At 60.7% G+C, this 24,536-nt stretch carries 22 protein-coding genes; 10 read left to right on the forward strand and 12 right to left on the reverse strand.

Annotation, left to right across the window (positions count from 1 at the left end; genetic code table 11):
* Together wrbA and arsC are read right to left on the reverse strand one after the other, a co-directional pair.
* A complete protein-coding gene (wrbA, locus tag ABTV29_RS06845) occupies nucleotides 1-597 on the reverse strand; it encodes an NAD(P)H:quinone oxidoreductase (protein ID WP_433769387.1) in 597 nt (198 codons plus the stop codon).
* Nucleotides 594-947: an arsenate reductase (glutaredoxin) gene (gene arsC / locus ABTV29_RS06850; protein ID WP_433769388.1), complete on the reverse strand. Its 354-nt coding sequence runs from the start codon at nucleotides 945-947 to the stop codon at nucleotides 594-596. Before arsC ends, wrbA begins: the two co-directional genes overlap by 4 nt.
* 114 nt (nucleotides 948-1,061) lie before the next feature.
* Between arsC and ABTV29_RS06855 the strand changes: the two genes are divergently transcribed.
* Nucleotides 1,062-1,529: a TlpA disulfide reductase family protein gene (locus tag ABTV29_RS06855; RefSeq protein WP_433769389.1), complete on the forward strand. Its 468-nt coding sequence runs from the start codon at nucleotides 1,062-1,064 to the stop codon at nucleotides 1,527-1,529.
* Between the two features lie 89 nt (nucleotides 1,530-1,618).
* Here the strand turns inward: ABTV29_RS06855 and ABTV29_RS06860 are convergent, their stop codons facing one another.
* Nucleotides 1,619-2,023, reverse strand: a complete 405-nt coding sequence (locus ABTV29_RS06860; RefSeq protein ID WP_433769390.1) for an META domain-containing protein — start codon at nucleotides 2,021-2,023, stop codon at nucleotides 1,619-1,621.
* On the reverse strand, nucleotides 2,023-2,457 hold the full coding sequence (locus ABTV29_RS06865) for a hypothetical protein (RefSeq protein ID WP_084321985.1): 435 nt from the start codon (nucleotides 2,455-2,457) through the stop codon (nucleotides 2,023-2,025). Before ABTV29_RS06865 ends, ABTV29_RS06860 begins: the two co-directional genes overlap by 1 nt.
* A gap of 134 nt (nucleotides 2,458-2,591) precedes the next feature.
* Between ABTV29_RS06865 and ABTV29_RS06870 the strand changes: the two genes are divergently transcribed.
* The gene (locus tag ABTV29_RS06870) at nucleotides 2,592-3,005 is read left to right on the forward strand and encodes a hypothetical protein (RefSeq protein WP_433769391.1); all 414 of its coding nucleotides are present in this window, start codon (nucleotides 2,592-2,594) and stop codon (nucleotides 3,003-3,005) included.
* 5 nt (nucleotides 3,006-3,010) lie between these two features.
* Here ABTV29_RS06870 and ABTV29_RS06875 read toward each other — a convergent pair whose 3' ends face one another.
* Both ABTV29_RS06875 and ABTV29_RS06880 read right to left on the reverse strand, forming a co-directional pair.
* Nucleotides 3,011-4,000: a 2-hydroxyacid dehydrogenase gene (locus ABTV29_RS06875; protein WP_433769392.1), complete on the reverse strand. Its 990-nt coding sequence runs from the start codon at nucleotides 3,998-4,000 to the stop codon at nucleotides 3,011-3,013.
* A gap of 176 nt (nucleotides 4,001-4,176) precedes the next feature.
* Nucleotides 4,177-6,930, reverse strand: a complete 2,754-nt coding sequence (locus ABTV29_RS06880) for a response regulator (protein WP_433769393.1) — start codon at nucleotides 6,928-6,930, stop codon at nucleotides 4,177-4,179.
* Nucleotides 6,931-7,146: 216 nt separating this feature from the next.
* Between ABTV29_RS06880 and ABTV29_RS06885 the strand changes: the two genes are divergently transcribed.
* From ABTV29_RS06885 to ABTV29_RS06920, 8 genes are all read left to right on the forward strand, one after another.
* A complete protein-coding gene (locus ABTV29_RS06885) occupies nucleotides 7,147-7,866 on the forward strand; it encodes a response regulator transcription factor (RefSeq protein ID WP_433769394.1) in 720 nt (239 codons plus the stop codon).
* Nucleotides 7,856-9,277, forward strand: coding sequence for a histidine kinase sensor domain-containing protein (locus ABTV29_RS06890; protein WP_433769395.1), 1,422 nt, complete (start codon nucleotides 7,856-7,858; stop codon nucleotides 9,275-9,277). The genes ABTV29_RS06885 and ABTV29_RS06890 overlap by 11 nt, the downstream gene beginning before the upstream one ends.
* A 183-nt stretch (nucleotides 9,278-9,460) precedes the next feature.
* Entirely contained in the window at nucleotides 9,461-10,477 is a 1,017-nt protein-coding gene (locus ABTV29_RS06895) for a PDDEXK nuclease domain-containing protein (protein ID WP_433769396.1), read from the forward strand.
* Nucleotides 10,478-10,592: 115 nt separating this feature from the next.
* Nucleotides 10,593-11,495 carry a cysteine synthase CysM gene (gene cysM, locus ABTV29_RS06900; protein ID WP_433769397.1) on the forward strand — a complete coding sequence of 301 codons (903 nt, stop codon included), beginning with the start codon at nucleotides 10,593-10,595 and terminating at the stop codon, nucleotides 11,493-11,495.
* Nucleotides 11,495-12,847: a 23S rRNA (uracil(1939)-C(5))-methyltransferase RlmD gene (gene rlmD / locus ABTV29_RS06905; protein ID WP_433769398.1), complete on the forward strand. Its 1,353-nt coding sequence runs from the start codon at nucleotides 11,495-11,497 to the stop codon at nucleotides 12,845-12,847. Before cysM ends, rlmD begins: the two co-directional genes overlap by 1 nt.
* A gap of 122 nt (nucleotides 12,848-12,969) precedes the next feature.
* The gene (gene relA / locus ABTV29_RS06910; RefSeq protein ID WP_433769399.1) at nucleotides 12,970-15,213 is read left to right on the forward strand and encodes a GTP diphosphokinase; all 2,244 of its coding nucleotides are present in this window, start codon (nucleotides 12,970-12,972) and stop codon (nucleotides 15,211-15,213) included.
* 134 nt (nucleotides 15,214-15,347) lie between these two features.
* Nucleotides 15,348-16,181, forward strand: a complete 834-nt coding sequence (mazG, locus tag ABTV29_RS06915; RefSeq protein ID WP_433769400.1) for a nucleoside triphosphate pyrophosphohydrolase — start codon at nucleotides 15,348-15,350, stop codon at nucleotides 16,179-16,181.
* 28 nt (nucleotides 16,182-16,209) lie between these two features.
* Nucleotides 16,210-16,752, forward strand: a complete 543-nt coding sequence (locus ABTV29_RS06920) for a DUF2058 domain-containing protein (RefSeq protein ID WP_433769401.1) — start codon at nucleotides 16,210-16,212, stop codon at nucleotides 16,750-16,752.
* Between the two features lie 83 nt (nucleotides 16,753-16,835).
* Here ABTV29_RS06920 and ABTV29_RS06925 read toward each other — a convergent pair whose 3' ends face one another.
* From ABTV29_RS06925 to ABTV29_RS06950, 6 genes are all read right to left on the reverse strand, one after another.
* Nucleotides 16,836-17,024 carry a hypothetical protein gene (locus ABTV29_RS06925; RefSeq protein WP_433769402.1) on the reverse strand — a complete coding sequence of 63 codons (189 nt, stop codon included), beginning with the start codon at nucleotides 17,022-17,024 and terminating at the stop codon, nucleotides 16,836-16,838.
* A 392-nt stretch (nucleotides 17,025-17,416) separates the two neighbouring features.
* Nucleotides 17,417-18,637, reverse strand: a complete 1,221-nt coding sequence (gene fabB, locus ABTV29_RS06930; protein WP_207266678.1) for a beta-ketoacyl-ACP synthase I — start codon at nucleotides 18,635-18,637, stop codon at nucleotides 17,417-17,419.
* Between the two features lie 11 nt (nucleotides 18,638-18,648).
* Nucleotides 18,649-19,164 carry a 3-hydroxyacyl-[acyl-carrier-protein] dehydratase FabA gene (gene fabA / locus ABTV29_RS06935; protein WP_003227150.1) on the reverse strand — a complete coding sequence of 172 codons (516 nt, stop codon included), beginning with the start codon at nucleotides 19,162-19,164 and terminating at the stop codon, nucleotides 18,649-18,651.
* A gap of 247 nt (nucleotides 19,165-19,411) precedes the next feature.
* The gene (locus ABTV29_RS06940) at nucleotides 19,412-21,313 is read right to left on the reverse strand and encodes an ATP-binding protein (RefSeq protein ID WP_433769403.1); all 1,902 of its coding nucleotides are present in this window, start codon (nucleotides 21,311-21,313) and stop codon (nucleotides 19,412-19,414) included.
* Complete coding sequence (locus ABTV29_RS06945) at nucleotides 21,310-22,242, reverse strand: ABC transporter substrate-binding protein (RefSeq protein ID WP_433769404.1); 933 nt, start codon at nucleotides 22,240-22,242, stop codon at nucleotides 21,310-21,312. The genes ABTV29_RS06940 and ABTV29_RS06945 overlap by 4 nt, the downstream gene beginning before the upstream one ends.
* Before the next feature lies 1 nt (nucleotide 22,243).
* Nucleotides 22,244-24,367 (reverse strand): TonB-dependent receptor plug domain-containing protein, encoded by a 2,124-nt coding sequence (locus ABTV29_RS06950; RefSeq protein ID WP_433769405.1) that lies wholly within the window; start codon nucleotides 24,365-24,367, stop codon nucleotides 22,244-22,246.
* Nucleotides 24,368-24,536 lie beyond the last annotated feature (169 nt).

The following is a 24,536-nucleotide window of genomic DNA, read 5'->3' on the forward strand; positions in this document are numbered from 1 at the left end:
TCAGCCCTCCAGCTTCTGTGCGGTCTTGGCCAGGCGCATACCCAGTGCGCGGCACAGCGCCACTTCGTGGGAGTCCAGGCCACTTTTGCCATCGGCCCCGGCGTGATGGCTGGCGCCATAGGGCGTGCCGCCGCCCTGGGTTTCCAGCAGCGCCGATTCGCTGTACGGCAGGCCGGTGATCAGCATGCCGTGGTGCAGCAACGGCAACATCATCGACAGCAAGGTGGTTTCCTGGCCGCCGTGCAGGCTCGCGGTGGAGGTGAACACGCCAGCCGGTTTGCCCACCAGGGCACCGGTCAGCCACAGATTGCTGGTGCCGTCGAGGAAGTATTTGAGTGGCGCCGCCATGTTGCCGAAGCGGGTCGGGCTGCCCAGGGCCAGGCCGGCGCAGTTCTTCAGATCGTCGAGGCTGGCGTACAGCGGGCCTTCGTCGGGAATATCCGGCGACACGGCTTCGCATTCGGTGGAAATCGCCGGCACCGTGCGCAGCCGCGCTTCAAGGCCAGCCTGCTCCACGCCGCGGGCGATCTGCCGCGCCATTTCATTGGTCGAACCGCTGCGGCTGTAATACAGCACCAGAATGTACGGTGCACTCATGGCAGCAGTTCCAGGATCTGCTCCGGTGGACGGCCGATGATGGCTTTGTTGCCGACTGCCAAGATCGGTCGCTCCATGAGTTTCGGGTGGGCAGCGATGGCGGCGATCAATTGCGCTTCGCTGAGTGTGGTGTCCGCCAGGTTGAGTGTCTTGTACTCATCCTCGCCAGTGCGCAGCAGTTCCCGGGCGCCGATGCCCAGCTTGGCCAACAGGCTCTGGATTTGCGCGGCGTCCAGCGGGGTTTCCAGATAGCGGACCACGGTCGGGGCCAGGCCACGGGCTTCAAGCAGTTCGAGCGCACCCCGGGATTTCGAGCAGCGCGGGTTGTGATAAAGCGTCAGATCGGTCATGAGCGGGTCGCATGTTGTGTAAGGTGGCGGCTATTCTAACTGTGCAACGCGTAATCCAGAACCTTGGGAGGCAATGGGTCGCGGCAGTATTCTTTTTTCGACAAGGATCACGACATGGCAAGGCGACTGGCAGCGGCATTGGCGATCATCGGGGCTTTGATGCTGGCGGGGTGCGGTAACGATTACGGGATCGATCAGAACGGGCAGAAGGTCGCTGCCGATCGCCTGGACAAACAATGGCTGGTGCTCAATTACTGGGCCGAATGGTGCGGTCCGTGCCGAACCGAGATTCCGGAATTGAACCACCTGGCCGAGCAACTCAAGGACAGGAAGATCGGTGTGTTCGGGGTCAACTTCGACAACGTGCAGGGCGAAGAGCTGAAAAATGCCAGTGAGAAACTCGGGATCAAATTCACCGTGCTGGCGCAGGATCCTTCCGAACTGTTTGAACTGCCGCGCAGTGAGGCTTTGCCGGTGACCTACATCATCGATAACAAGGGCAAGGTGCGGGAACAGCTGATGGGCGAGCAGACGGCGGCGGGGGTGATGGCGAAGCTGGAGGCGTTGCAGGCTAAAAACTGAAGCAAAAGATCGCAGCCTTCGGCAATGCCTACAAAGGTGTACTTAAATCCCATGTAGGAGCTGCCGAAGGCTGCGATCTTTTCAGCGGATCAACCCTCTTCAAGCCACCAGCGCAGCGGCTTGCCTTCGGCGGGCCAGAAGCGCATCTGCTCGATGGACGAGACGTCCCAGCGCTGCACGTTTTCCAGGGCCTGCAGGAAGCGTTTTTCCTGCTCCATCAGCGCCGGTGCGCAGAGTTTGCGGGTGCTGCCGATTTTGCCGAAAGTCAGCTTGTTGCCTTCGAGCGTGTACGGCGCGAACCAGTGGTTGCAGCCGCCATTCCCGTAGGCGCGACCGTCTTCACCGAGGGTGATGGTCAGGTGGCTGTAATCCATCAGCGGGCGTTCGCCGATCCACTCCAGAATGTAACTGCGGTTCTGCTGCAATTGCACCGGTTCGGCGGCGCAGCCCATGAGGCCGGCACCTACCATCGCGGCCAGAGCTTGGTGTTTCATCACGCAGGCTCCTGGCATTTCGGGCACAGGTGTTTCTCGCCGACGGACTTCCAGCCCAGCTCGGCAATCCGCGCAGTGGCGGCGGGCTTTTCGGCCTTGTTACCCAGTTTGGCGTCGACCGCGAACTCGAAACTCAGCTCCTTGGCGCAGCTGTCGCAGTTCACCTGCCAGGTGTGGATTGCCAGCTCGCCGAACACCGGACCACTGGCTACCGCCACCCATTGGCCGGGCGGGTTGATCAAGTGGCGAACCGTTTCGACGGTCAGGCGCATGGACAAGTCTTTGGCACCTTTGAGGGTCACGACCAGCACGTCATTGTTGCGAATCGAGCCACCGTTGCCGGTGACTTGATAGCGCCCCGGCACCAGGGCGCGGCATTCAGTGAGGGTGTGTTGCGGGTTCATCAGGCTGTAGCGGAAATCGTGTTCGACCATGGGTCCTCCAAATATGCGCGATATGCTAGCACGGGCATACGAGCAGCATGGTGCGGGCACATGACCTTCGATCAGGTTCAGTTTACCGACCGACTCATGGCAAACTGCCTCTTTTGCACTGCTAAGGAACGGATATGGCGTTAATTGAGTGTTTTGAATGTAAGCAAAGCATCAGTTCAATGGCGCCAGCCTGCATTCATTGCGGTGCGCCAACGGGGACGGTGCAAGCTGCAAAGGCGAATGCAACGCAGCAGGAGGCGCCAATTTCCTTTGGGCGTTTACCCACCGATGAGAGCATTCCCCGGGTGAGCCCGGCGGCTTTCGGGCGCCGACGCAAGCCGGAGGCCGATACGGAGGTTGAACCGCAAGTCGAGGTCCCGGTTGCGGCGCCAACAGGGCCACGCCCGGTCGAGCTATGGCTGAAAATCATGGTGTTTTTGCTGCCACCGTTTTTCGTCTGGTTCCTGCTGCGCCCCGGGCATTCCAATCTGCAGCGCCTGATCGGTTTCGGCTGGCTGGGATTGATGATTGCGTTGTCCAGGGGCTGAAGGGATCAGCCCTCGACCTGACTCTGTACCGAACCGGCTGCCCAGCTCGCGATGTTCTGCAAGGTGGTCGCGGCAATCGCGCCCAGGGCTTCGCGGGTCAGGAAGGCCTGGTGCGCGGTGACTATCACGTTGGGAAAGGTCAGCAATCGCGCCAGGACATCGTCCTGCAGGGGCAGGTCGGAGCGGTCCTCGAAGAACAGTTGCGCTTCCTCTTCATAAACATCCAGCCCCAGATAACCCAGTTGCCCTTCCTTTAATGCGTCGATCAGCGCGGGTGTGTCCACCAGGCCGCCGCGGCCGGTGTTGATCAACATGGCCCCGGGTTGCATGTGCGCCAGCGATTGGCGGTTGATCAAGTGTTTGCTTTGCTCGTTGAGCGGGCAGTGCAGACTGATGATCTGCGATTCGGCCAGCAGTTGCGGCAAGTCCAGGTAACGGGCACCCAGCGCTTCGACCTGCGGGTTGGGATAAGGGTCATAGGCCAGCAACCGGCAGCCGAAGCCGTGCATGATTTTGGCGAAGGTGGCGCCGATCTGCCCGGTGCCGACCACACCGACGGTCTTGCCCACCAGATCGAAGCCGGTCAGCCCATGCAATGTAAAATCGCCTTCGCGGGTCCGGTTGTAGGCGCGGTGCAAGCGCCGGTTCAGCGCCAGGATCAGTGCCACCGCGTGCTCCGCCACCGCATGGGGCGAGTAGGCCGGTACCCGGACGATCGTCAGCCCCAGGCGTTTCGCCGTCGCGAGGTCGACATGGTTGTACCCGGCCGAGCGCAGGGCAATCAGTCGTGTACCGCCAGCGGCCAGGCGCTCCAGCACCGGGGCGCCGAGGTCATCATTGATGAAGGCGCAGACCACTTCGTGGTGTTCCGCCAGCGCCGCCGTATCCAGGCTCAGCCGTGCCGCTTGAAAGTGCAGTTCGATGCCGGGCGGCAGCTCGGCGGCGAGAAAACTGTCGCGGTCGTAGGTCTGGCTGCTGAAAAGAATGGTGCGCATGCGCTACTCCTGGAGCGTGAATCTTGAAGGCTACCCCAACCCTGTGGGAGCTGGCTTGCCAGCGAAGGCAACCTCAAGAACAACGCAAAATTTGAGGGCTCCATCGCTGGCAAGCCAGCTCCCACAGGGACTGTGGTGAGCTTAGCGCTTGGTATTCGCAGCGCCATTGCGCCAAATCAAGCATTGATCCGCGCCTGGGCAGCCAGGCGATTGATCGCCCGGTCGAGCTCTTCCAGGGCGCCGAAGGCCTTCGGGTCCTTTTGCTTGAGCAGGGTTTCGCTGCGCTGGCAGGCGGCGCGCAATTGCGGAACGCCACAATAGCGGGTGGCGCCGTGCAGACGATGAACCCGCTCGATCAAGGCGTTGTGGTCGTGGTTTTCCTGGGCCTGGCGGATCGCCTCACGGTCGGCCTCCAGCGATGCCAGCAGCATCGCCAGCATGTCCGCGGCCAGATCGGCCTTGCCGGCGGCCAGGCGCAACCCTTCTTCGTGATCCAGCACCTGCAAATCATAGGCGCCACCATGGCTGTCCCCCGGGCGTTCCGGGCTATGGTTGCGCAGCGCCAAGCCGCTCCACTTCAGCACCACTTGCGCCAGTTGCCGTTCGCTGATCGGTTTGGTCAGGTAGTCGTCCATGCCACTTTGCAGCAGCGCGCGTTTTTCATTGGCCATGGCGTGGGCGGTGAGGGCAACGATCGGCAGCGGCGTGCAATGCCGTTCGCTTTCCCAGAGGCGGATCGCTTCGGTGGTTTGGCGTCCGTCCATGCCGGGCATCTGCACGTCCATCAGCACCAGGTCGAAGGTCTCGTTCTGTACCGCCTTGATGGCGGCATATCCGCTTTCCACGGCCAGCACCTTGGCGCCCATGTCTTCGAGCAGGGTTTGTACCAGCATCAGGTTGGCCGGGTTGTCGTCGACGCAAAGTACCTTTGGTGCGCGGCTGGAGACCGGTTCGCCAGGCTCGGTGCGGGGCAGGCGCGGGTTGACCAGATCAGACAGTGCGCGTCGCAGTTTGCGGGTGCAGGCCGGTTTGGCCTGGAGCTGGCTGTGGGGGTTGGGGACCGAGAGGTGGAACAGTGTCTGTTCCGTGGTCGGGCACAGCACCAGCACTTTGCAGCCCAGGTGTTCGAGGTCCCAGATGTGCTGGTTGAGACGCTCCGGCGGCATGTCGTTACTGGTGACGCCCAGCACCGCCAGATCGATCGATTGATCGGTCTGATGGGCCGCGGTCACGCCATTGGCGAGGCCTTCCAGAGTGGCGAACGGGGCGACTGCCAGGCCGCAATCTTCCAGTTGATGCTGCAGCGCCTGGCGGGCCAGTTCGTGATTTTCCAGCACCGCCACGCGCCGTCCGGACAACGGCGGGCCGGGCAGGTCCTCGGGATCGTCGCGGGTCTTGGGCAGGCTCAGGCTGATCCAGAATTCCGAACCTTCGCCCGGCGTGCTGTCGACGCCGATCTCACCGCCCATCTGTTCGATCAGGCGCTTGGAAATCACCAGCCCCAGGCCGGTACCGCCGGGTTGCCGGGACAGCGAGTTGTCGGCCTGGCTGAACGCCTGGAACAGTGCGCGCACATCCTGGTTCGACAGGCCGATGCCGGTGTCCTGTATGCTGATGCGCAGTTGCACGCTGTCTTCGTGTTCTTCTTCCAGCATGGCGCGGGCGACGATGGTGCCTTCGCGGGTGAACTTGATCGCGTTACTGACCAGGTTGGTGAGGATCTGCTTGAGGCGCAACGGATCGCCCACCAGCGACAGCGGCGTGTCGCGGTACACCAGGCTGACCAGCTCCAGCTGCTTGGCGTGTGCGGCCGGGGCGAGGATGGTCAGGGTGTCCTGCAGCAGGTCGCGCAGGTTGAACGGAATATGGTCGAGCACCAGCTTGCCGGCCTCGATCTTCGAGAAGTCGAGGATCTCGTTGATGATCCCCAGCAGGCTGTCGGCGGACTTTTCGATGGTGCCCAGATAGTCGAGCTGGCGCGGGGTCAACTCGCTCTTTTGCAACAGATGGGTGAAACCGAGAATGCCATTGAGCGGCGTGCGGATCTCGTGGCTCATGTTGGCGAGGAATTCGGATTTGATCCGGCTCGCTTCCAGGGCTTCCTTGCGCGCCAGATCGAGCTCGATGTTCTGGATCTCGATGGTTTCCAGGTTCTGGCGCACGTCTTCGGTGGCCTGGTCGACACTGTGCTGCAATTCTTCCTGAGCGTTCTGCAGGGTGCCGGCCATGCGGTTGATGCCGGACGCCAGTTCATCCAGTTCCTGGCTGCCGAGGGGCGGCAGGCGGGTTTCCAGATGACCGTCCTTGAGCTGGGCCACGGCCTGCTTGATCTGGGTAATCGGTCGATTGATCGTGCGGCCCATGCGCAGGGCCAGCAACGCCGCGCCTCCAAGTCCCGCCAGGATCAGCATCATGCTGGCAAACAGACTGCGATAACCACGCAACAGCATGCTGCTGTGGGACAGCTCCAGTTCGACCCAGCCCAACAAGCGGTCGCTTTCCTCGGGAATGACATCGCCGGCCAGGTTGCGGTGCTTGCCGAACACCGGCAGCAGGTAGCGGGTTGCATCATTGCCGCTGCGGCTCAGCATCTGCGAACCTTCGCCCAGCGGTGCCTGATTGAGCATGATAGGCCCGGCGTGTGCCAGCAGCGTGCGGTCCGGCGCGAGGAAGGTCACGGCGCGCACGTCCGGTTGTTCCAGGGATTGGGTGGCAATGCGCTCCAGCAGTCCGGCGTTCCTGTGCCCCATGGCCGGCGCCACCAGGGGCGCCAGTTGCTCGGCGATCATCTGGCCGCGCTGCATGAGTTGGGCGTGCAAATCCGCTTGCTGCATCCAGGTGAAATAACCGCCCAGGACCAGCGCCATCAGACTGGTCGGCAACAGGGTCAGCAATAGCACGCGGCCTTTAATTCCCAGTTTCGTGAGCACGCATCTCTCCTGCATCCAGCTATCGATAGACCTGCGCATACGTCCGGTACGCACCATTTGCGCAGTGTAACGATTTGCAAGCGGGCAATCTTCGTAAAAATCGATCGCGTCATTCGTCGCCCGGATCAGCCGTTTCCTGCCGCGGTCGGCCCCTCGACTTGTCCCGCACCGCTCAATCTTGAATAATCGCCAACTGAGAATTATTTGCAGATACCCATGACTCCCATTACCGCCGGCCATCCCCGCATCCTTTCCATCGAAGACGACCTTGTGCTCGGTGCCTATGTCCACGAACATCTGGGCCGTAGCGGCTTCCAGGTGACCTGGTGCCAGAACGGCCAGGAAGGGCTGGAGGCTGCCCGCCGGCAACCTTTCGATGTGGTGCTGATGGACATTTTGCTCCCCGGCCTGGATGGCCTCTCGGTTCTGACACAACTGCGCCAGAGCCATTCGACCCCGGTGGTGCTGATGTCGGCGCTCGGTGCCGAGGCGGATCGCATCAGCGGTTTTCGCCTCGGCGCGGACGATTACCTGCCCAAGCCGTTCAGCATGGTCGAGTTGCGGGTACGCATTGAAGCGATTCTGCGTCGGGTGGCGCTCGATCGTCGGCCAATGCTCGGGGCCATCATCCCGGTGCTGGACAGCCTGCGTTTCGACGATGAACTGTTCGAGGTCTTTTATGGTGAGCAGGCGGCGGGTCTGACCCGTACCGAGTATCGATTGCTGGAGACCCTGAACCGCAACGACGATGAAGTCTTGAGCAAAGCCTTCCTTTATCAGCACGTCCTGCAGCGTGGCTACGCGGCCCATGACCGCAGCCTGGACATGCACATCAGCCAGATCCGTCGCAAGCTCAAGGCCATCGGCTACACCGAGCGCGAAGTGCGCACGGTCTGGGGCAAGGGCTACATCCTGAGTGCCGTCGATGAAATGTAATCTGCCGGGGCGGCACTCGCTGTTCTGGAAGCTCGCCTGCTTGCTGGTGGCGTTCTGTCTGCTGATGATCTGGCTGAGCTGGTCCTGGGGGCGCTACATGGAAGAGCGCAACCAGTTTCTTTCCGACGAGGCTCGCGGCACCCTGACGCGCTATGCCGCCGAAGCCGAACAGGCGTGGCGGCAGCGTCAGCGCGAGGGCGTCGATAGCTGGCTGCAAGGCATGCGGCATCGCGAAAAGAGTTGGGTCGGCGTCATCGGCGGTGATCTGCAGTCCCTGGGGAGCCAATCGCTCTCGGACAAGGACATCGAACACCTGACCTTCCTGCGCGGTCTGGATTGGCCCATCCACAAGAAAGGCCGGCCGTGGATGCGCGTGTCATTTCCCCGAGAACCCTCTGCCGGCAGCCTGGTGATCGAACTGCCCGAGCGCTTTGTGCCCGGGCGCTACCGAGTATTCTGGCGGGTCATTACCAATGGCGTGATTCCGGGGCTCTTCACTTTATTGTTGTGCGTCGGGCTGTACCGCTTGTTGGTGGTGCCGCTCAATCATCTGCGTGCGCAAGCCAATGCCTGGCGCGCCGACCAATTGAATGTGCGGTTATCCAGTCGCACCACCAATCGTGCCGATGAATTGGGCGAACTGGGCAGGGCGTTCGATCACATGTCCGAACGCCTGCAAAGCACCGTGGCGTTGCAACAGCAACTGCTTCGCGACCTGTCCCACGAATTGCGCACGCCGCTGAGTCGCCTGCGGGTGGCCAGTGAAAGCGAGCAGGATTTGCAAGCCCTGCGCGAGCGCATCGGCCGTGAGGTCGACGGCATGCAACGGTTGGTGGAGGACACCCTGCAACTGGCCTGGCTCGACACCGAACGCACCCGCTTGCCCGACGAAGCGATCCAGATCCAGGCCTTGTGGGAAATGCTCACGGAAAATGCCTGCTATGAAAGCTGTTGGCCAGACGGGCAACTGCAGTGTTCGGTGGATTCGTCCTGCTGGGTACGCGGCCATCTCAATACCCTGGCCCAGGCGCTGGAAAACATGCTGCGCAATGCGATCCGGCACTCGCCCAAGGGCGGCATGGTCACGCTTGGCGCAAAACGTGACGGCAAATACTGGCACCTGTGGCTGGAGGATCAGGGCGGTGGTGTGGCGGAAGCGGATCTGGAACGGATCTTCCTGCCTTTTACCCGACTCGATGGCTCGCGGCCGGGGGATGGCGGGTTTGGCTTGGGGTTGAGCATTGCGCGCAATGCGGTACAGCGACAAGGCGGGATGCTTTGGGCGCAGAACACCGGGAGCGGGTTGCGGATGAATATGCGGTTGGTGGCCGATGATACTGGCGACAGTGACGACGCCATCGCGAGCAGGCTCGCTCCAACAGTGGATGTGTGCCGACCACAGATAGTGTGAAAAACCAGAATTAGAATGTAGGAGCGAGCCTGTTTGCGAAGTGGGCTCTCATCCCTCATCGCACTGATTTTGCCAGCACGTTCCCGAGATTCTGTAGGGCATTTCCCAAAGGGTATCACCGGTAATTTCAAACATCCTTGGCGGCTTAAGCTCACGCTTTTGCTCATGTCCTAGGAGTCTTGCATGTCCGTATCCCAAGTGCCCGGCAGTACAACCGACGGCCGCTTCAATGAAGTGCTTGCCCTGATTCAAAGTTCCAGAAGGCAAGCGATGCAGGCGGTCAATACCCAACTGATCGACTTGTACTGGCAGGTTGGGGCTTATATCAGCCGCAAGCTGGAGAAAGCCGAATGGGGTGATTCGGTGGTGGGGCAATTGGCTGAGCATTTGGCTCAGACTCAACCGGGGCTGCGTGGTTTTACCCGGCCCAATCTGTTTCGCATGCGCCAGTTCTACGAGACTTACCGGGGCGACGAGAAAGTCTCACCGCTGGTGAGACAATTACCCTGGACCCATAATCTGGTCATCTTCAGCCAAAGCAAACTCCCGGAAGAGCGGGAGTTTTACTTGCGTATGGCTATCCAGGAAAAATGGTCCAAGCGCGAGCTGGAGCGCCAGTTCCAGTCGGCACTGTTTGAGCGCAGCATCACCCAGCCGGCCAAAGTCTCCGCAGTACTCAAACAAACACGCCCCTCAGCACTCGAGATATTCCGTGACGCCTACATGGTCGAGTTTCTCGACCTGCCCGGCGTTCACGCCGAAACCGACCTGCATCAGGGCTTGCTGGCGCGTCTCAAGGAGTTTTTGAGTGAGCTTGGCCGTGACTTCTGCTTCGTCGGCTCCGAGTACCCGGTGCAAGTCGGCGGACGTGATTTTGCGCTGGACTTGCTGTTCTTTCACCGCGGTCTCAACTGCCTGGTGGCGATCGAACTCAAGGTCGGGCGTTTCGAACCCGAGTATTTGGGCAAGCTGAATTTTTATCTGGAAGCCTTGGATCGCGACGAACGCAAACCTCATGAAAACCCAGCAATCGGTGTCTTGCTCTGTGCCAGCAAGGAGGACGAAGTCGTCGAGTACGCTCTAAACCGTAGCCTGTCGCCAGCGCTGATCGCGGAGTATCAGGTCCAATTGCCGGACAAACAGTTACTGCAAGCCAAGCTGCATGAGTTTTATGCCTTGAATGTCGCACAGGCAGAATAGGGCTGAATCAGCCGCTTATTCCGATAAGCCATAAGCATCACACTTTGCGTGATATGGGCTTGCGGGGTTTGCCGGTATGATAGGCGCCCCCGCAGTCTGGATTGCGAATTACGCCATGACCTTGCAGTACCCAACCATCGCCGATTGCGTCGGCAACACTCCGCTGGTCCGTTTGCAGCGCCTGGCTGGCGACACCAGCAATACCCTTTTGCTCAAGCTCGAAGGGAACAACCCGGCGGGTTCGGTCAAGGACCGTCCGGCGCTGTCGATGATCACCCGCGCCGAATTGCGTGGGCAGATCCGCCCCGGCGATACGCTGATCGAAGCGACCTCGGGTAATACCGGGATTGCGCTGGCCATGGCCGCCGCGATCAAGGGTTACAAGATGATCCTGATCATGCCGGACAACTCCAGCGCCGAGCGCAAGGCGGCGATGACTGCCTACGGTGCCGAGCTGATCCTGGTAACCCAGGAGCAGGGCATGGAAGGCGCCCGCGACCTGGCCCAGCATATGGAAGCCGAAGGCCGTGGCAAGGTGCTGGATCAGTTCGCCAACGGTGACAACCCGGAAGCGCACTACACCACCACTGGCCCGGAAATCTGGCGCCAGACCCAGGGCACCATCACCCATTTCGTCAGCTCTATGGGCACCACCGGTACCATCATGGGCGTTTCGCGCTACTTGAAAGAGCAGAACGAGAACGTGCAGATCATCGGTCTGCAACCCATGGAAGGTTCGGCGATCCCGGGCATCCGTCGCTGGCCTCAGGAATACCTGCCGAAGATTTACCAGGCCGATCGCGTGGACCGTATCGTCGACATGGCGCAAAGCGAAGCCGAGGACGTGACCCGTCGCCTGGCCCGCGAAGAAGGTATCTTCTGCGGCGTTTCCTCGGGCGGTGCCGTGGCGGGGATGTTGCGCCTGTCCAAAGAAGTTGAAAACGCGGTGATCGTCGCGATCATCTGCGACCGTGGCGACCGTTATCTGTCGACCGGCATTTTCGACGCGCCCAACTGATGGCCAAACATGAAAGAGGCCTGCGCTTCCAGCCCACCGGCGGCAGCAAGGCCCCGCAAATCCCGACCGGCAAAAAGCAGCGCCTGACCATCGAGCGCCTGGCGAATGACGGGCGCGGTATCGCGTTTTTCGAAGGCCGCACCTGGTTCGTCATCGGCGCATTGGCCGGTGAGGAGATCGAGGCGCGCGTGCTCGGAGCCCATGGCAAAGTCGTCGAAGCGCGTACCGAGCGGGTGTTCAAGGCCAGTGATCTGCGTCGCCCGGCACCGTGCGCCCATGCCGGTCGCTGCGGCGGATGCAGCGTGCAACATCTGCCGCACAGCGAACAGCTGGCGCTGAAGCAGCGCATGCTCGCCGAGCAATTGTCGAAGGTTGCCGGTGTCGAGCCTGAAGAATGGGCCGCACCTCTGAGCGGTCCGGAATTCGCTTATCGCCGTCGCGCCCGCGTAGCCGTGCGCTGGGACATGAAGGCGAAAAAGCTTGAAGTCGGTTTCCGTGCCGCCGGCAGCCAGGACATCGTCGCCATCGACGAATGCCCGGTGCTGGTGCAGCCCCTACAACCGATCATGACCCGCCTGCCGGAGATGCTGCGGCGCTTGAGCAAGCCTCAGGCGCTCGGCCATGTGGAGTTGTTCAGCGGCTCATCGCTGGCGGTGTTGCTGCGGCACATGGCGCCGTTGTCCGACGCCGACCTGACGATCCTCAAGGATTTCTGCGCCTTCCATCACGCCCAGCTGTGGCTTCACGGTGAAGGCGAGCCGCAACCGGTCGAGGCCGATCAAGCGTTGGGTTATCGCCTGGAACAGTGGAACCTGGAGCTGGCGTATCGCCCCGGGGATTTCGTCCAGGTCAATGCCGGCGTCAACGAGGCGATGGTGGCCCAGGCGTTGCATTGGCTGAAACCGACCGCAGATGAGCGGGTACTGGACTTGTTCTGTGGCTTGGGTAACTTCGCCTTGCCGCTGGCGCAAGCCGTTCGCGAAGTGGTCGCGGTGGAAGGCGTGCAGGTGATGGTCGAGCGGGCTGCCGCGAATGCCGTTAGCAACAATCTGCATAATGTGAAGTTTTTTCAGGCCGATTTATCCCAGCCTTTGACCGACGCCGAATGGGCGCGCGAAGGCTTTTGTGCGGTACTCTTGGACCCACCGCGTGACGGTGCTTTCGAGGTGGTGCGCAAGCTCAAGTCGCTGGGTGCCGAACGGCTGGTGTATGTGTCGTGCAACCCGGCAACTCTGGCGCGCGACACGGTCGAATTGATCAAGCAGGGCTACCGGTTAAAACGTGCCGGGATTCTCGATATGTTTCCTCAAACGGCGCATGTCGAAGCCATGGCGTTATTTGAAGCGAGCTAGGACGGCTCGTCTGGTCCGACTGACCCGCCCGTGCAGCCGCGTACCAGCCCGACGTGGGTGCACAGGCAACGAAGGTCAGCGATTTGACGCATTGAATCTGCGTCGTAGGGAAGGTAAGCAAGATGGTACAGGTGAGAGCACACCAGCCGATCAACACCGACGGCAGTATCAATCTCGAGGCTTGGCTCGATCATGCGGTCAGTGTCGATCTGGCACTGGATCGCGAAGCCTTGAAAGAGGCCTGCGAGTACGCTCGCGAGGCCGAACAACAAGCCAATGCGGCGAAGAATCTGTGGTCGGAAGGCAACTCGAGTTTCCGCACCGGTCTTGAAATCGCCGAGATTCTCGCCGACCTCAAACTCGATCAGGATTCGCTGGTCGCCGCGGTCCTGTACCGAGGCGTGCGCGAAGGCCAGATTGCATTGCCGGCAGTCAGCCAGCGTTTCGGTCCCGTGGTGGCCAAGCTCATCGATGGCGTGCAGCGCATGGCGGCGATCAGCGACAGTCTGAGCCCGCGCAAATCCATGGTGATGGGCACTCAGGGCCAGGTCGAAAACCTGCGCAAGATGCTCGTGGCCATGGTCGACGACGTTCGCGTTGCCCTGATCAAACTGGCCGAACGCACTTGCGCGATCCGCGCGGTGAAAACCGCCGATGACGAAAAACGCAACCGCGTGGCCCGTGAAGTCTTCGACATCTACGCGCCGCTCGCCCACCGCCTGGGTATCGGTCATATCAAATGGGAGCTGGAGGATTTGTCCTTCCGCTACCTTGAGCCGGATCAGTACAAACAGATCGCCAAGTTGCTCCACGAGCGGCGACTGGATCGCGAGCGCTTCATCAGCGACGTGATGAGCCAGCTGAAAAACGAACTGCAGGCCACCGGTGTCGAGGCGGACATCAGCGGTCGGGCCAAACACATCTATTCGATCTGGCGCAAAATGCAGCGCAAGGGTCTGGAGTTCAGCCAGATCTACGACGTGCGCGCCGTTCGCGTGCTGGTGCCGGAAATGCGCGACTGCTACACCGCGCTCGGCATCGTGCATACCTTGTGGCGCCATATCCCGAAAGAATTCGACGACTACATCGCCAACCCGAAAGAGAACGGCTACCGCTCGCTGCACACCGCGGTGATCGGCCCCGAGGGCAAGGTGCTGGAAGTGCAGATCCGCACCCACGCCATGCACGAGGAAGCCGAGCTGGGTGTTTGCGCGCACTGGCGCTACAAGGGCACCGACGTCAAGTCCGGCTCCAATCACTACGAAGAGAAAATCTCCTGGCTGCGTCAGGTGCTCGAGTGGCATGAAGAGCTGGGTGATATCGGTGGCCTGGCGGAACAGTTGCGGGTCGATATCGAACCTGATCGCGTCTACATCTTTACCCCGGACGGTCACGCTATCGACTTGCCGAAGGGCGCGACGCCGCTGGACTTCGCCTATCGCGTGCACACCGAGATCGGGCATAACTGCCGTGGCGCCAAGATCAACGGGCGCATCGTGCCGCTCAACTACAGCCTGCAAACCGGTGAACAGGTCGAGATCATCACCAGCAAGCACGGCACGCCAAGCCGCGACTGGCTGAACCCGAACCTGGGTTATGTCACCACGTCCCGGGCGCGGGCGAAGATCGTTCACTGGTTCAAGTTGCAGGCGCGTGATCAGAACGTCGCCGCCGGTAAAACCCTGCTGGAGCGTGAACTCAATCGCCTTGGTCTGCCAGCGGTGGATTTCGAAAAGCTGGCTGACAAGGCCAATATGAAAACCGCCGAGGACATGTTTGCCGCCCTCGGTGCCGGCGACTTGCGTCTGGCACAGCTGGTCAACCTGGCACAGCAACTGGTCGAGCCGGAGCGGGGCAACGAACAGCTGGAACTGATTCCACGCAAGGCCACCGGCTACAAGCCGGGCAAGCGTGGCGATATCCAGATCCAGGGCGTCGGCAACCTGATGACCCAGATGGCCGGCTGCTGCCAGCCGCTGCCGGGGGATGCGATCGTCGGCTACATCACCCAGGGCCGTGGCGTCAGCATCCACCGTCAGGACTGCGCTTCGGTGCTGCAACTGTCCGGGCGCGAGCCGGAACGCATCATCCAGGTCAGTTGGGGACCGGTGCCGGTGCTCACCTATCCGGTGGACATCGTCATTCGTGCCTACGACCGTTCCGGGCTGCTGCGAGACGTTTCCCAGGTGCTGCTCAACGAGCGGATCAACGTGCTGGCGGTCAACACCCGCTCGAACAAGGAGGACAACACGGCGTTGATGTCCCTGACCATCGAGATTCCGGGGCTGGATGCGCTGGGGCGGTTGCTGGGGCGGATTTCCCAATTGCCGAACATCATCGAAACGCGGCGTAACCGTACGCCGTGATGGCATGTTCAACACCGATCCACTGTGGGAGCGAGCTTGCTCGCGATGACGGTCTAACATTCAGCACTTACGTTTGCTGTCAGTCCGTTATCGCGAGCAGGCTCGCTCCCACAGGTTCTTGCAGAGTTCGATAAATGTATTCACTTGAAGACCTGCTGCACCTGATGAACCGCCTGCGCGACCCACAGTACGGTTGCCCGTGGGACATCAAGCAAACCTACGCCACCATCGTCCCGCACACCCTTGAAGAAGCCTACGAAGTCGCCGACGCCATCGAGCGTGGTGACTTCGATCACTTGCAGGGTGAGCTGGGCGATCTGTTGTTCCAGGTGGTGTATTACAGCCAGTTGGCCCGGGAAGAAGGTCGTTTCGAATTCGCCGGCGTGGTCGACAGCATTACCCGCAAACTGATCCGTCGTCATCCCCACGTATTCCCCACCGGTGATCTGTACGCGCCTTTGGATGTTCCGCGCCTGAACGAAGAGCAGGTCAAGCAGCGCTGGGAGGAGATCAAGGCTGAAGAGCGCGCCGAGAAATCCGAGGCACCGCAACAGCTGTCCCTGCTCGATGACGTTCCTGCCGCGCTGCCAGCGTTGTCTCGCTCGGCCAAGCTGCAAAAACGCGCAGGGCAGGTGGGGTTCGACTGGCCAGATGCCTTGCCGGTGCTGGACAAGGTCCGTGAAGAACTCGATGAAATACTTGAGGCGATGGCCGACAACGACCCGGCGGCGATTGCCGATGAAGTCGGCGACCTGCTGTTTTCCGTGGTCAATCTGGCGCGGCACCTCAAGGTCGACCCGGAAACCGCACTGCGTGGCGCCAACGGCAAGTTCGAGCGACGCTTCCGTTTTATCGAACAGGCATTGCGCGACACCCACCGTCCCATGGAAGATTGCACCCTCGAAGAGTTGGACGCCTTGTGGGGCGAAGCCAAACGCCAGGAAAAGAATGTGCCCAGCTGCGGTTGAGCAGTTGCCTAAGTGAGTAATAAGCACCATGAGCATTTCCCTTCGCGACCAGTTGCTCAAAGCAGGGCTGGTCAATCAGAAGCAGGCCAAGCAGGTCAGCAAAGAGAAGCAGAAACAACAGCGTCTGGCCCACAAGGGGCAGATCGAGCTGGATGACTCTCAGCAGCGCGCAGCCCAGGAGGCCCAGGCCGAGAAGGTCAAGCGCGATCAGGAGCTCAACCGCCAGCAGCAGGAAAAGGTTGAGGCCAAGGCTCGTGTCGCGCAGATCAAGCAGTTGATCGAAGCCACGCGTCTGCCGAAGCTGACGACCGAGGACTACTACAACTTCGTCGACGACAAGAAGGTCAAGCGCCTCTCCGTCAACCCGCTGATGCGTAACAAGCTGAGTAACGGTTCGCTGGCAATCGTGCACCATGCCGGCGGCTATGAAGTGATACCGCGAGAGGCAGCGCTGAAGATTCAGGAGCGCGACCCGCAGCGCATCGTGCAACTGAACGTCAAGACCGAAGAGGTCGCTGTCGAAGACGATCCGTACGCGGCCTACCAGATCCCGGATGATCTGATGTGGTAAGCCACGCAGGCTTGCAATAACGACAAACCCCGCTCATGGCGGGGTTTGTCGTTTTCAATGCTGTCATTGCGTATGTGGATGGCTCAGGCGGAGCGGCGTTCCCGTAGTTGCTCCAGCGTTTCCAGTTCGGCCTTGTAGTTTTGCGCGTCTTTCTCGGAATGGAACATCCCGACCAGCAGGTCCTGTTGGTACACATCCCAGATCCGGATACCGGCGGCTACACCCTCATGGGATTTATGTGAATCGTCGCGTTCAGTTACTTTTACAGTCATCTGCTAGCTCCAATCTCTCTGATATCTGCAGCAAGGCGTGTGCAGGACTCAGTTATAGATTTTGTTAGCCTGCTAAGTAAATGACTGAGATTGGAAAGGGTTTCTTGCAAAAATGGAAACAGTCCTGCAAGCCGCGAAATCCGCGACATTCAGTCGCATTGTGCTGGGTTCCATGACAAAAGCTTCATGTTCCGGACGAAGATCTTCGGGCAAAACACTGACCCTGTAGGAGCGAGCCTGCTCGCGATGAGGGCGTGCCAGTCGACATCAATGTTGGCTGATACATTCTCATCGCGAGCAGGCTCGCTCCCACAGTAGATTGTGTTTATGACCTACAAAAAAACGCCCCGAACCAGTCGGGGCGTTTTCATGTGCGGCGTATTGGCGGGGTATTACTTGCCCTGCCAGCGCTTCAGTACCAGGGTGGCGTTGGTGCCACCGAAGCCGAAGCTGTTGCTCATCACGGTGTCGATCTTGGCATTTTCCTGGGTCTTGGTCAGAACCGGCAGGTCAGCCACTTCAGGGTCCAGCTCGTCGATGTTGGCGGAGCCGGCAATGAAGTTGCCTTCCATCATCAGCATGCAGTAGATCGCTTCGTGAACGCCGGCGGCGCCCAGGGAGTGACCCGACAGGCTCTTGGTGGAGCTGATGGCCGGAGCCTTGTCGCCGAACACTTCACGCACACCTTTCATTTCCGCGACGTCGCCGACCGGGGTCGAAGTGCCGTGGGTGTTCAGGTAGTCGATCGGGGTATCGACGGTGGACAGCGCCTGCTGCATGCAGCGGATCGCGCCTTCGCCACTCGGGGCAACCATGTCGTAACCGTCGGAAGTCGCGCCGTAGCCGACGATTTCCGCGTAGATCTTCGCGCCACGGGCCAGAGCGTGTTCCAGCTCTTCAACCACGACCATGCCGCCACCGCCGGCAATGACGAAACCGTCACGGTCGGCGTCGTAGGCGCGGGAGGCTTGCTGCGGAGTGTCGTTGCGCTTGCTGGACAGGGCGCCCATGGCGTCGAACAGGAACGACTGGCTCCAGTGTTCTTCTTCACCGCCGCCGGCGAACACGATGTCCTGCTTGCCCATCTGGATCTGTTCCATGGCGGTACCGATGCAGTGAGCACTGGTGGCGCAGGCCGAAGCGATGGAGTAGTTCAGGCCCTTGATCTTGAACGGAGTGGCCAGGCAGGCGGAAACGGTGCTGCTCATGGTCCGCGTTACGCGGTATGGGCCGACGCGCTTGACGCCTTTCTCGCGCAGGATGTCCAGCGCTTCCATCTGGTTCAGCGTGGAGGCGCCACCGGAACCGGCGATCAGGCCGGTACGCGGGTTGGACACTTGCTCTTCGGTCAGGCCGGAGTCAGCGATGGCGTCTTTCATGGCCAGGTAGGCGTAAGCCGCTGCGTGGCCGACGAAGCGATAGATCTTGCGATCGATCAGTTCTTCAAGGTTGAGGTCAATGGAGCCGGAAACCTGGCTACGCAGACCCATTTCGGCATATTCCGGGTTGAACCGGATGCCAGGGCGGCTTGCACGCAGGTTAGCGGAGACGGTCTCTTTGTCATTGCCCAGGCACGAAACGATGCCCAGACCAGTGATAACGACGCGGCGCATGCGAATAACCCTTAGAAGTTGTCAGTGGAGGTGAACACGCCGACACGGAGGCCTTCGGCGGTGTAGATTTCGCGACCGTCGACAGTGACCGAACCATCGGCAATGGCCAGGTTCAGCTTGCCCTTCAGGACGCGCTTGATATGGATGTTGTAGGTGACTTTCTTGGCGGTCGGCAGGACCTGGCCGAAGAATTTCACTTCGCCCGAACCCAGGGCGCGACCGCGGCCTGGCAGGCCTTGCCAGCCGAGGAAGAAGCCGACCAGTTGCCACATGGCGTCGAGGCCCAGGCAGCCCGGCATTACCGGATCGCCTTCGAAATGGCAGGCGAAGAACCACAGGTCCGGATTGATATCCAGCTCGGCGACCAATTCACCTTTGCCGTACTTGCCACCCTCTTCGCTGATCAGGGTGATGCGATCAACCATCAGCATGTTCGGGGCGGGCAGTTGCGCGTTACCTGGGCCGAACAGCTCACCGCGACTGCAGCGCAGCAGGTCTTCCCGGGTAAAGGCGTTTTGTTTGGTCATGCGAGCTCCTCAATAGTCCCATGCGGCAGGTGGGGCAAATCTTCCCGGCCGATCGAAGCGTTCATGCCTCGAACCGGCAGCCTACTCATAGACTATTGCGTTGTAGTGAAAGTCACAGCACCAAGGACATGAATGTACACTTGTGCACTGAAATTTTTATTCAAGCCCCTTTTCGGGCCTGTTCGGGTGCCTAAGACTGCCGCACTTTCGCCTTTCACGCCAGTCGCAGATGCTCGAAAGGCCTGTACTACTGCACCCAGCGCTGCAGAATTTGCTGCAGGTCGGTACGTTTGAAGGGCTTGGCCAGATAATCGTTCATCCCCGCCGACAGACAGGCTTCGCGATCACCCTGCAGGGCATTGGCGGTCAGGGCAATAATAGGCAAGTGATTGCAGCCGGGTAGCCGGCGAATCTGCCGGGTGGCTTCGTAGCCGTCGACGACTGGCAGACGGCAGTCCATCAGAATCGCTTCAAACATCAGGCTCTCGGCACTCAGCACGGCCTGGGCGCCATCGGTGGCGACGCTGACGGTAAAACCGAGACTGCGCAACATGGCTTCGATGACAGTCTGGTTCACCGGGTTGTCTTCGACCAGCAACACATTGCGGCCTTCACCGTCACCATTGCCCGTCGGCGTGCGTGGCGTCAGTGATGGCAATGGTTGTTGATAGAGGGCCAGCGGAATTTCCAGGGTGAACACCGAGCCGCGGCCTTCTTCGCTCTGGGCACGCAGGGTGCCGCCCATGCGTTCGGCCAGGGTGCGAGCAATGGGCAGGCCAAGGCCGGTGCCGCCGTAACGTCTTGAAATAGAACTGTCGGCCTGCTGGAACGCGTTGAACATCAATTCCAGGCTCTCGGGTGCAATGCCGATCCCGCTGTCACGCACGCTGCAGGTGAACCACAACAATTCGTGATCCAGGGATTGCCACTGCGGCTCGATGGAGACGCGTCCCTGTTCGGTGAACTTCAGCGCGTTGCCAATCAGGTTCACCAGAATCTGCCGGATCCGCGTCGGATCGCCCTGGACCTGCAAGCCCTTCATGTCCTCCGGGATCAGCAATTGCAGATCGAGCCTGCGTTGTGCGGCGCTGTGGTGGAAGGACTGGGCGCAGGCACCGATCAGGTCGGCGAGGTTGAACGGAATGTGCTCCAGCTCCAGTTCCGAACGCTCGATGCGCGAGAAATCCAGAATATCGTTGATGACCTTGAGCAGATGTTCGGTGGACTCCGACGCCAGCGCCGCGTATTCGACCTGTTCCGGGGTCATCTCGGTGGTTTCCAGCAATTGCAGCATGCCCAGCACGCCATTCATCGGCGTGCGCAGCTCATGGCTCATCATGGCCAGGAAATCGGATTTGGCGTTGTTGGCCTTTTCCGCTTCTTCACGGGTCTGGATCAGTTGCGCCATGGCTTGTTGCTGTTCACGGCTGGCCTGTTCGAGACCCTTCGCCAGGTTATTGATGTGTTGTGACAGGGCGCCCAGTTCAGTGTCGTCGACAATGGGAAGCGGTGTTTTGTAGTGGCCTTCCTGGATCGCCTTGACCGCATTGCCGATGTCGCGGATCGGCTGCGACAGGCTCCCGGCCAGGCGCCGTGCCAGCACAAAGGTAAAGAGCAGGGCGAACAGCGCCAGAATCCCGGCCTTTAGCAGGATCTCCTGCTGGCGTTGGCTGAACGCGTCGCTGGACAGGCCAACGATTACCCGGCCCAGGTAGTCCTCGGCGGGAGCGGAACTGGTGGCGGTACTGCCCTGGAAAAAATCATTGTGCAGCGCGATTCGTTGCAAGCGCACCGGCGCCTGGAACACTTCGACCTGATGCGGGCGATTGTGGTTGGCCGAGGGTTGCTCGACATACACCAGAATCCGGTTGGCGTTGTCCTGGATTTCCAGAAAGCGCACGTTGGGCGTGGCCAGCGTCGCCTTGAGCAACGTTTCCAGCACTTCGTTGTTGCCGGAAATCACACCATATTCGGTAGCCGGAGCCAGTTGGTTGGCGATCAACTGGCCGGTGTGGTTGAGCTCCTGGCGCAAGTCCTGGATCCGCACGAAGGTAAAGAAGCTGATCAGCAGCAGTGTCAGCAGCAGGGCGGGGCCGAGGCTGATGAGCTGGGTCCGGGTATTGATGTCCCAGCGGCGACGGAAAGTCATGGGCGGCGTTCTCTTTCAGCCAACAGTGTTGCGACAGAGGTTTCGTTTATCTGTTCAATACCTAAGGAACGAGCCACCTGCGAGTTACTTGAAACCTTGAAGCGCGGCGGATAGTAAGTGCGTGGCCAGGTTGCCGGTGGCTGGTCGAGCAGGTCATCGAGAATGGCCAGCCAGTCGTCCTGATCGCTGTAGGTGCTGGCCAGACTACCAGCCCGGACGAACCCGGCATTGGGGCCGATCAACGCCAACTGTCGCGAATAGCTGCTCAGCAGCAGGTTTTTTGCCGTTTTCGGGTTGTACAGGTCAGGGTCATCCAGGCCCAGCAGCACATCGCTGCGGTTCAGCAAGGTTTGCAAGGGACGGCTGTCGTGGGTGTTGTCCCAGCGCTGGGTCACCACCTCGAAGCCCAGGGGATGAGCGGCCCGGCGCAGCTCTGTCAGCAGAAACTCGCTGTGATCGTCGTACAGCACGCCGATCCGTCTGGCCTGGGGCAGCAACGTCCGGGTCAGCTGCAACTGGCGCTCGAGCGGTGGATCGCTCCACAGCAGGCTGAGATAAGAAGGGTGCGTTTCGCCAAGGCGTTGTCGTGCTTGCAGGCGACTGATGCGCAACACCAGCGTCGCCGGGCCTTGATCGCTTTGCAGGCGCCAGTCGAGGCTTGGCAGGTCGAGGAGAATCAAGCGGATATCGGGTGCAAGTGCCGCTGGCGCTGGCAAGTCGGCCAGCGGCTGGAAACGCACCTGATCACCTGGGCGCAATTCGCGCAGAGCCTGCACGAAGGATTGCACGCTGGGGCTGTCTTCGACGCCGGTCAACAGGATGTCAGCCGCGTTGGCCGGCAGGCTGCTCAGCCAGCCGCTGATTGCCAGGCACAGCACGGCCAGCAGGTGCCAGACACCTGTCCTGTTGCGCGCCGGACAATGAACCATCTTAAAACGCCAGCTCCGCGCTGAAATACATGACCCGGCGTTCGTCGTAGTTGTTGTCGACGAAGGTGGTGGGCTGATGATCCAGGCGTTGCTGGATCACTCCGGCCAGTTCCAGGCTGGACTTGCCCAGGCCGATGCGTTTGGCGATGCGCGTGTCGACGCGTTCGAAGCGATAACCGTTGAGGGCATCGTCGCCATAGTAGAAGAGGGCGCTGTTCCAGCCATGGCCCCAATCGCGCAGCCAGCCAGCGGAACCGCTGTTTCGTGCGGTCTGTTGTGCATCCTGGGGATTACTCGCGTCGGCATCGACATAGGCGTAGGTCAGGCGCAGACGATCATTCTCGCCGACTCGCCAGTCGAGCTGGGTTTCGGCGCCGGAAAAGCGTGCGGTGTTGGCGTTGCTGGCAATGAACTGATTGTTGCGCAGCGGTTCGCTGATCATGCCGGTGATTTCGTCGTAGAACAGCTTCACATCGACTGCCAGCCCCCATTCGGCGAAGTAGCCGTTGTAACCCAGTTCCCGGGAGCGCATGTGTTCTTGATCGAGGTCGCCGGGGCCGCGGGTACTGACGAAATAGCGGGCGCTGGACTGGCCATAGGCCGCCGGTCGCAGATTGGTGACCTGGTAACTCCAGTTGACGCTGTTCTCGAACATGTCCGGCGAACGGATAGCTTCGGAATACACCGCGCGCAAGCCGTGGCGCGGGTTGATCAGGTAATTGACCGCCACCCGTGGGGTCAGCGAACTGCCAATCAACCGGGTGTCTTCGAACATGGCTCCGCCCTGCAACAACCAGTGCTCGCTGGCGCGCCATTCGAGTTGGCCGAACGCCCGCCAGGTGGTGTCGTCGAGGGTGCCATTGAAGTAGGTTTCGGAGTCCGCCCGGTCGTATCGGTAATTCAAGCCGCTGACCAGCCGCAGGCTGTCGGACAGGCTCAGGGTGTCCTGCAATTCAAGGTCGTAGCGTGATTCCCGGGTGCTTTGGTCGATGTTGCCGCAAACCGTCTGGCTGGTGCCGTTGCCCCACTGGTCGAGGACCTGGTTGGCCAATGCCTGTTGGGCCGGATCGCCCGCGGGCGCACCGGGGCCAATGAAGCGCTCGATGTTGCGCGCCAGACGCTCGGTGTAGTTCGGGTTGAGCTGCCAGAGCTGTGTCAGTTGCGGGCTGAACGATACCTCGGCGTCACAGGCGCGCCAGGTCTGCTGGCGGTCCCAATGCTGGGCCGAGCCCTGAATGTACAGGCTGTGATCGGGGTTGATGTCGAGGTTCCAGCGCAGCGAACCGGCGTAGTCCTTGGCGCTGACGTCGGAATTGTTCCCGGTGCTGGTAATCCCTGAGAACACCGGACGGTAGGTATAGGGGCGCTGGTTGCTGCCTTCCTTGGCGTTCAATTGCCAATCGATGCTCTGCCGTTCGTCGAGGGTCTGGCTGACGGCCAGATTGAAGCGGTTCAAGCGGCGGCTGTCGCGGTAATCGGCACCATTGCGGTCGGTGTCGAAACCGTCGTCCTGCTGCCCGGAAAGGGATAAGCGCAAATCACCGTCATCCCAACCCACGCCCTGGCTGGCATAGAAGTCGTCGATGCCGCGCTGGCCGCGCGTGACCTTCATCCGCGTACCGTGGCTGTCCGCCGGGTTGCGCGTGATGATGTTGACTACTGCCATCAATGCGTTGGCGCCATAGCTGACGGTGTTGGGACCACGGAAAACCTCGATCCGCTCGATATCCTCCATGGCCACTGGAATATCACTCCAGTCCACGGTGGAAAGGCCTGCGCGATAGACCGAACGACCATCGATCAGTACCTGCATGCGTCGCGCCTGGGTGGCATTGGTCCCGTGGTAGTTCACCGAGGCCTGATTTCCGCTGATGTTGCCGACCATCATGCCGGGCACCAGCCGCAGCACTTCGCTGATGTCTCGGGCGCCGCTGGCGGTAATCAAGGTGTTGTCGATCACCGTCATGCTTCCCGGCACCGCCGCCGGCGACTGTTTCAGGCGTGTGGCCGTCAGCACTTGTGGCAACGGATCACTGTCGAGAAACAAGTCGTCAGCCAGTACCGGCGAGCTGAGGAACAGCGCCAGTACCAGGGGGGAGCGGGGCGAGGGTGAATCCAGCGACACAACACATCCTTGTTATTGACAGATGGCGCGCATGTTAACCGAGCGGGGTCATATTTCCAGTCACGATGTCGGCACTTTCCACGGTTTTATTGAGCTTAATCGGTTCTGCAGCGGTAATTGATCCGGGGACTGGCCGCCACCGGGGCGCTCCGTATAATGCCGACATCGC

This window comes from Pseudomonas putida (genome assembly GCF_050989985.1).
In the GTDB taxonomy this organism is placed as follows: Bacteria; Pseudomonadota; Gammaproteobacteria; order Pseudomonadales; family Pseudomonadaceae; genus Aquipseudomonas; species Aquipseudomonas putida_AI.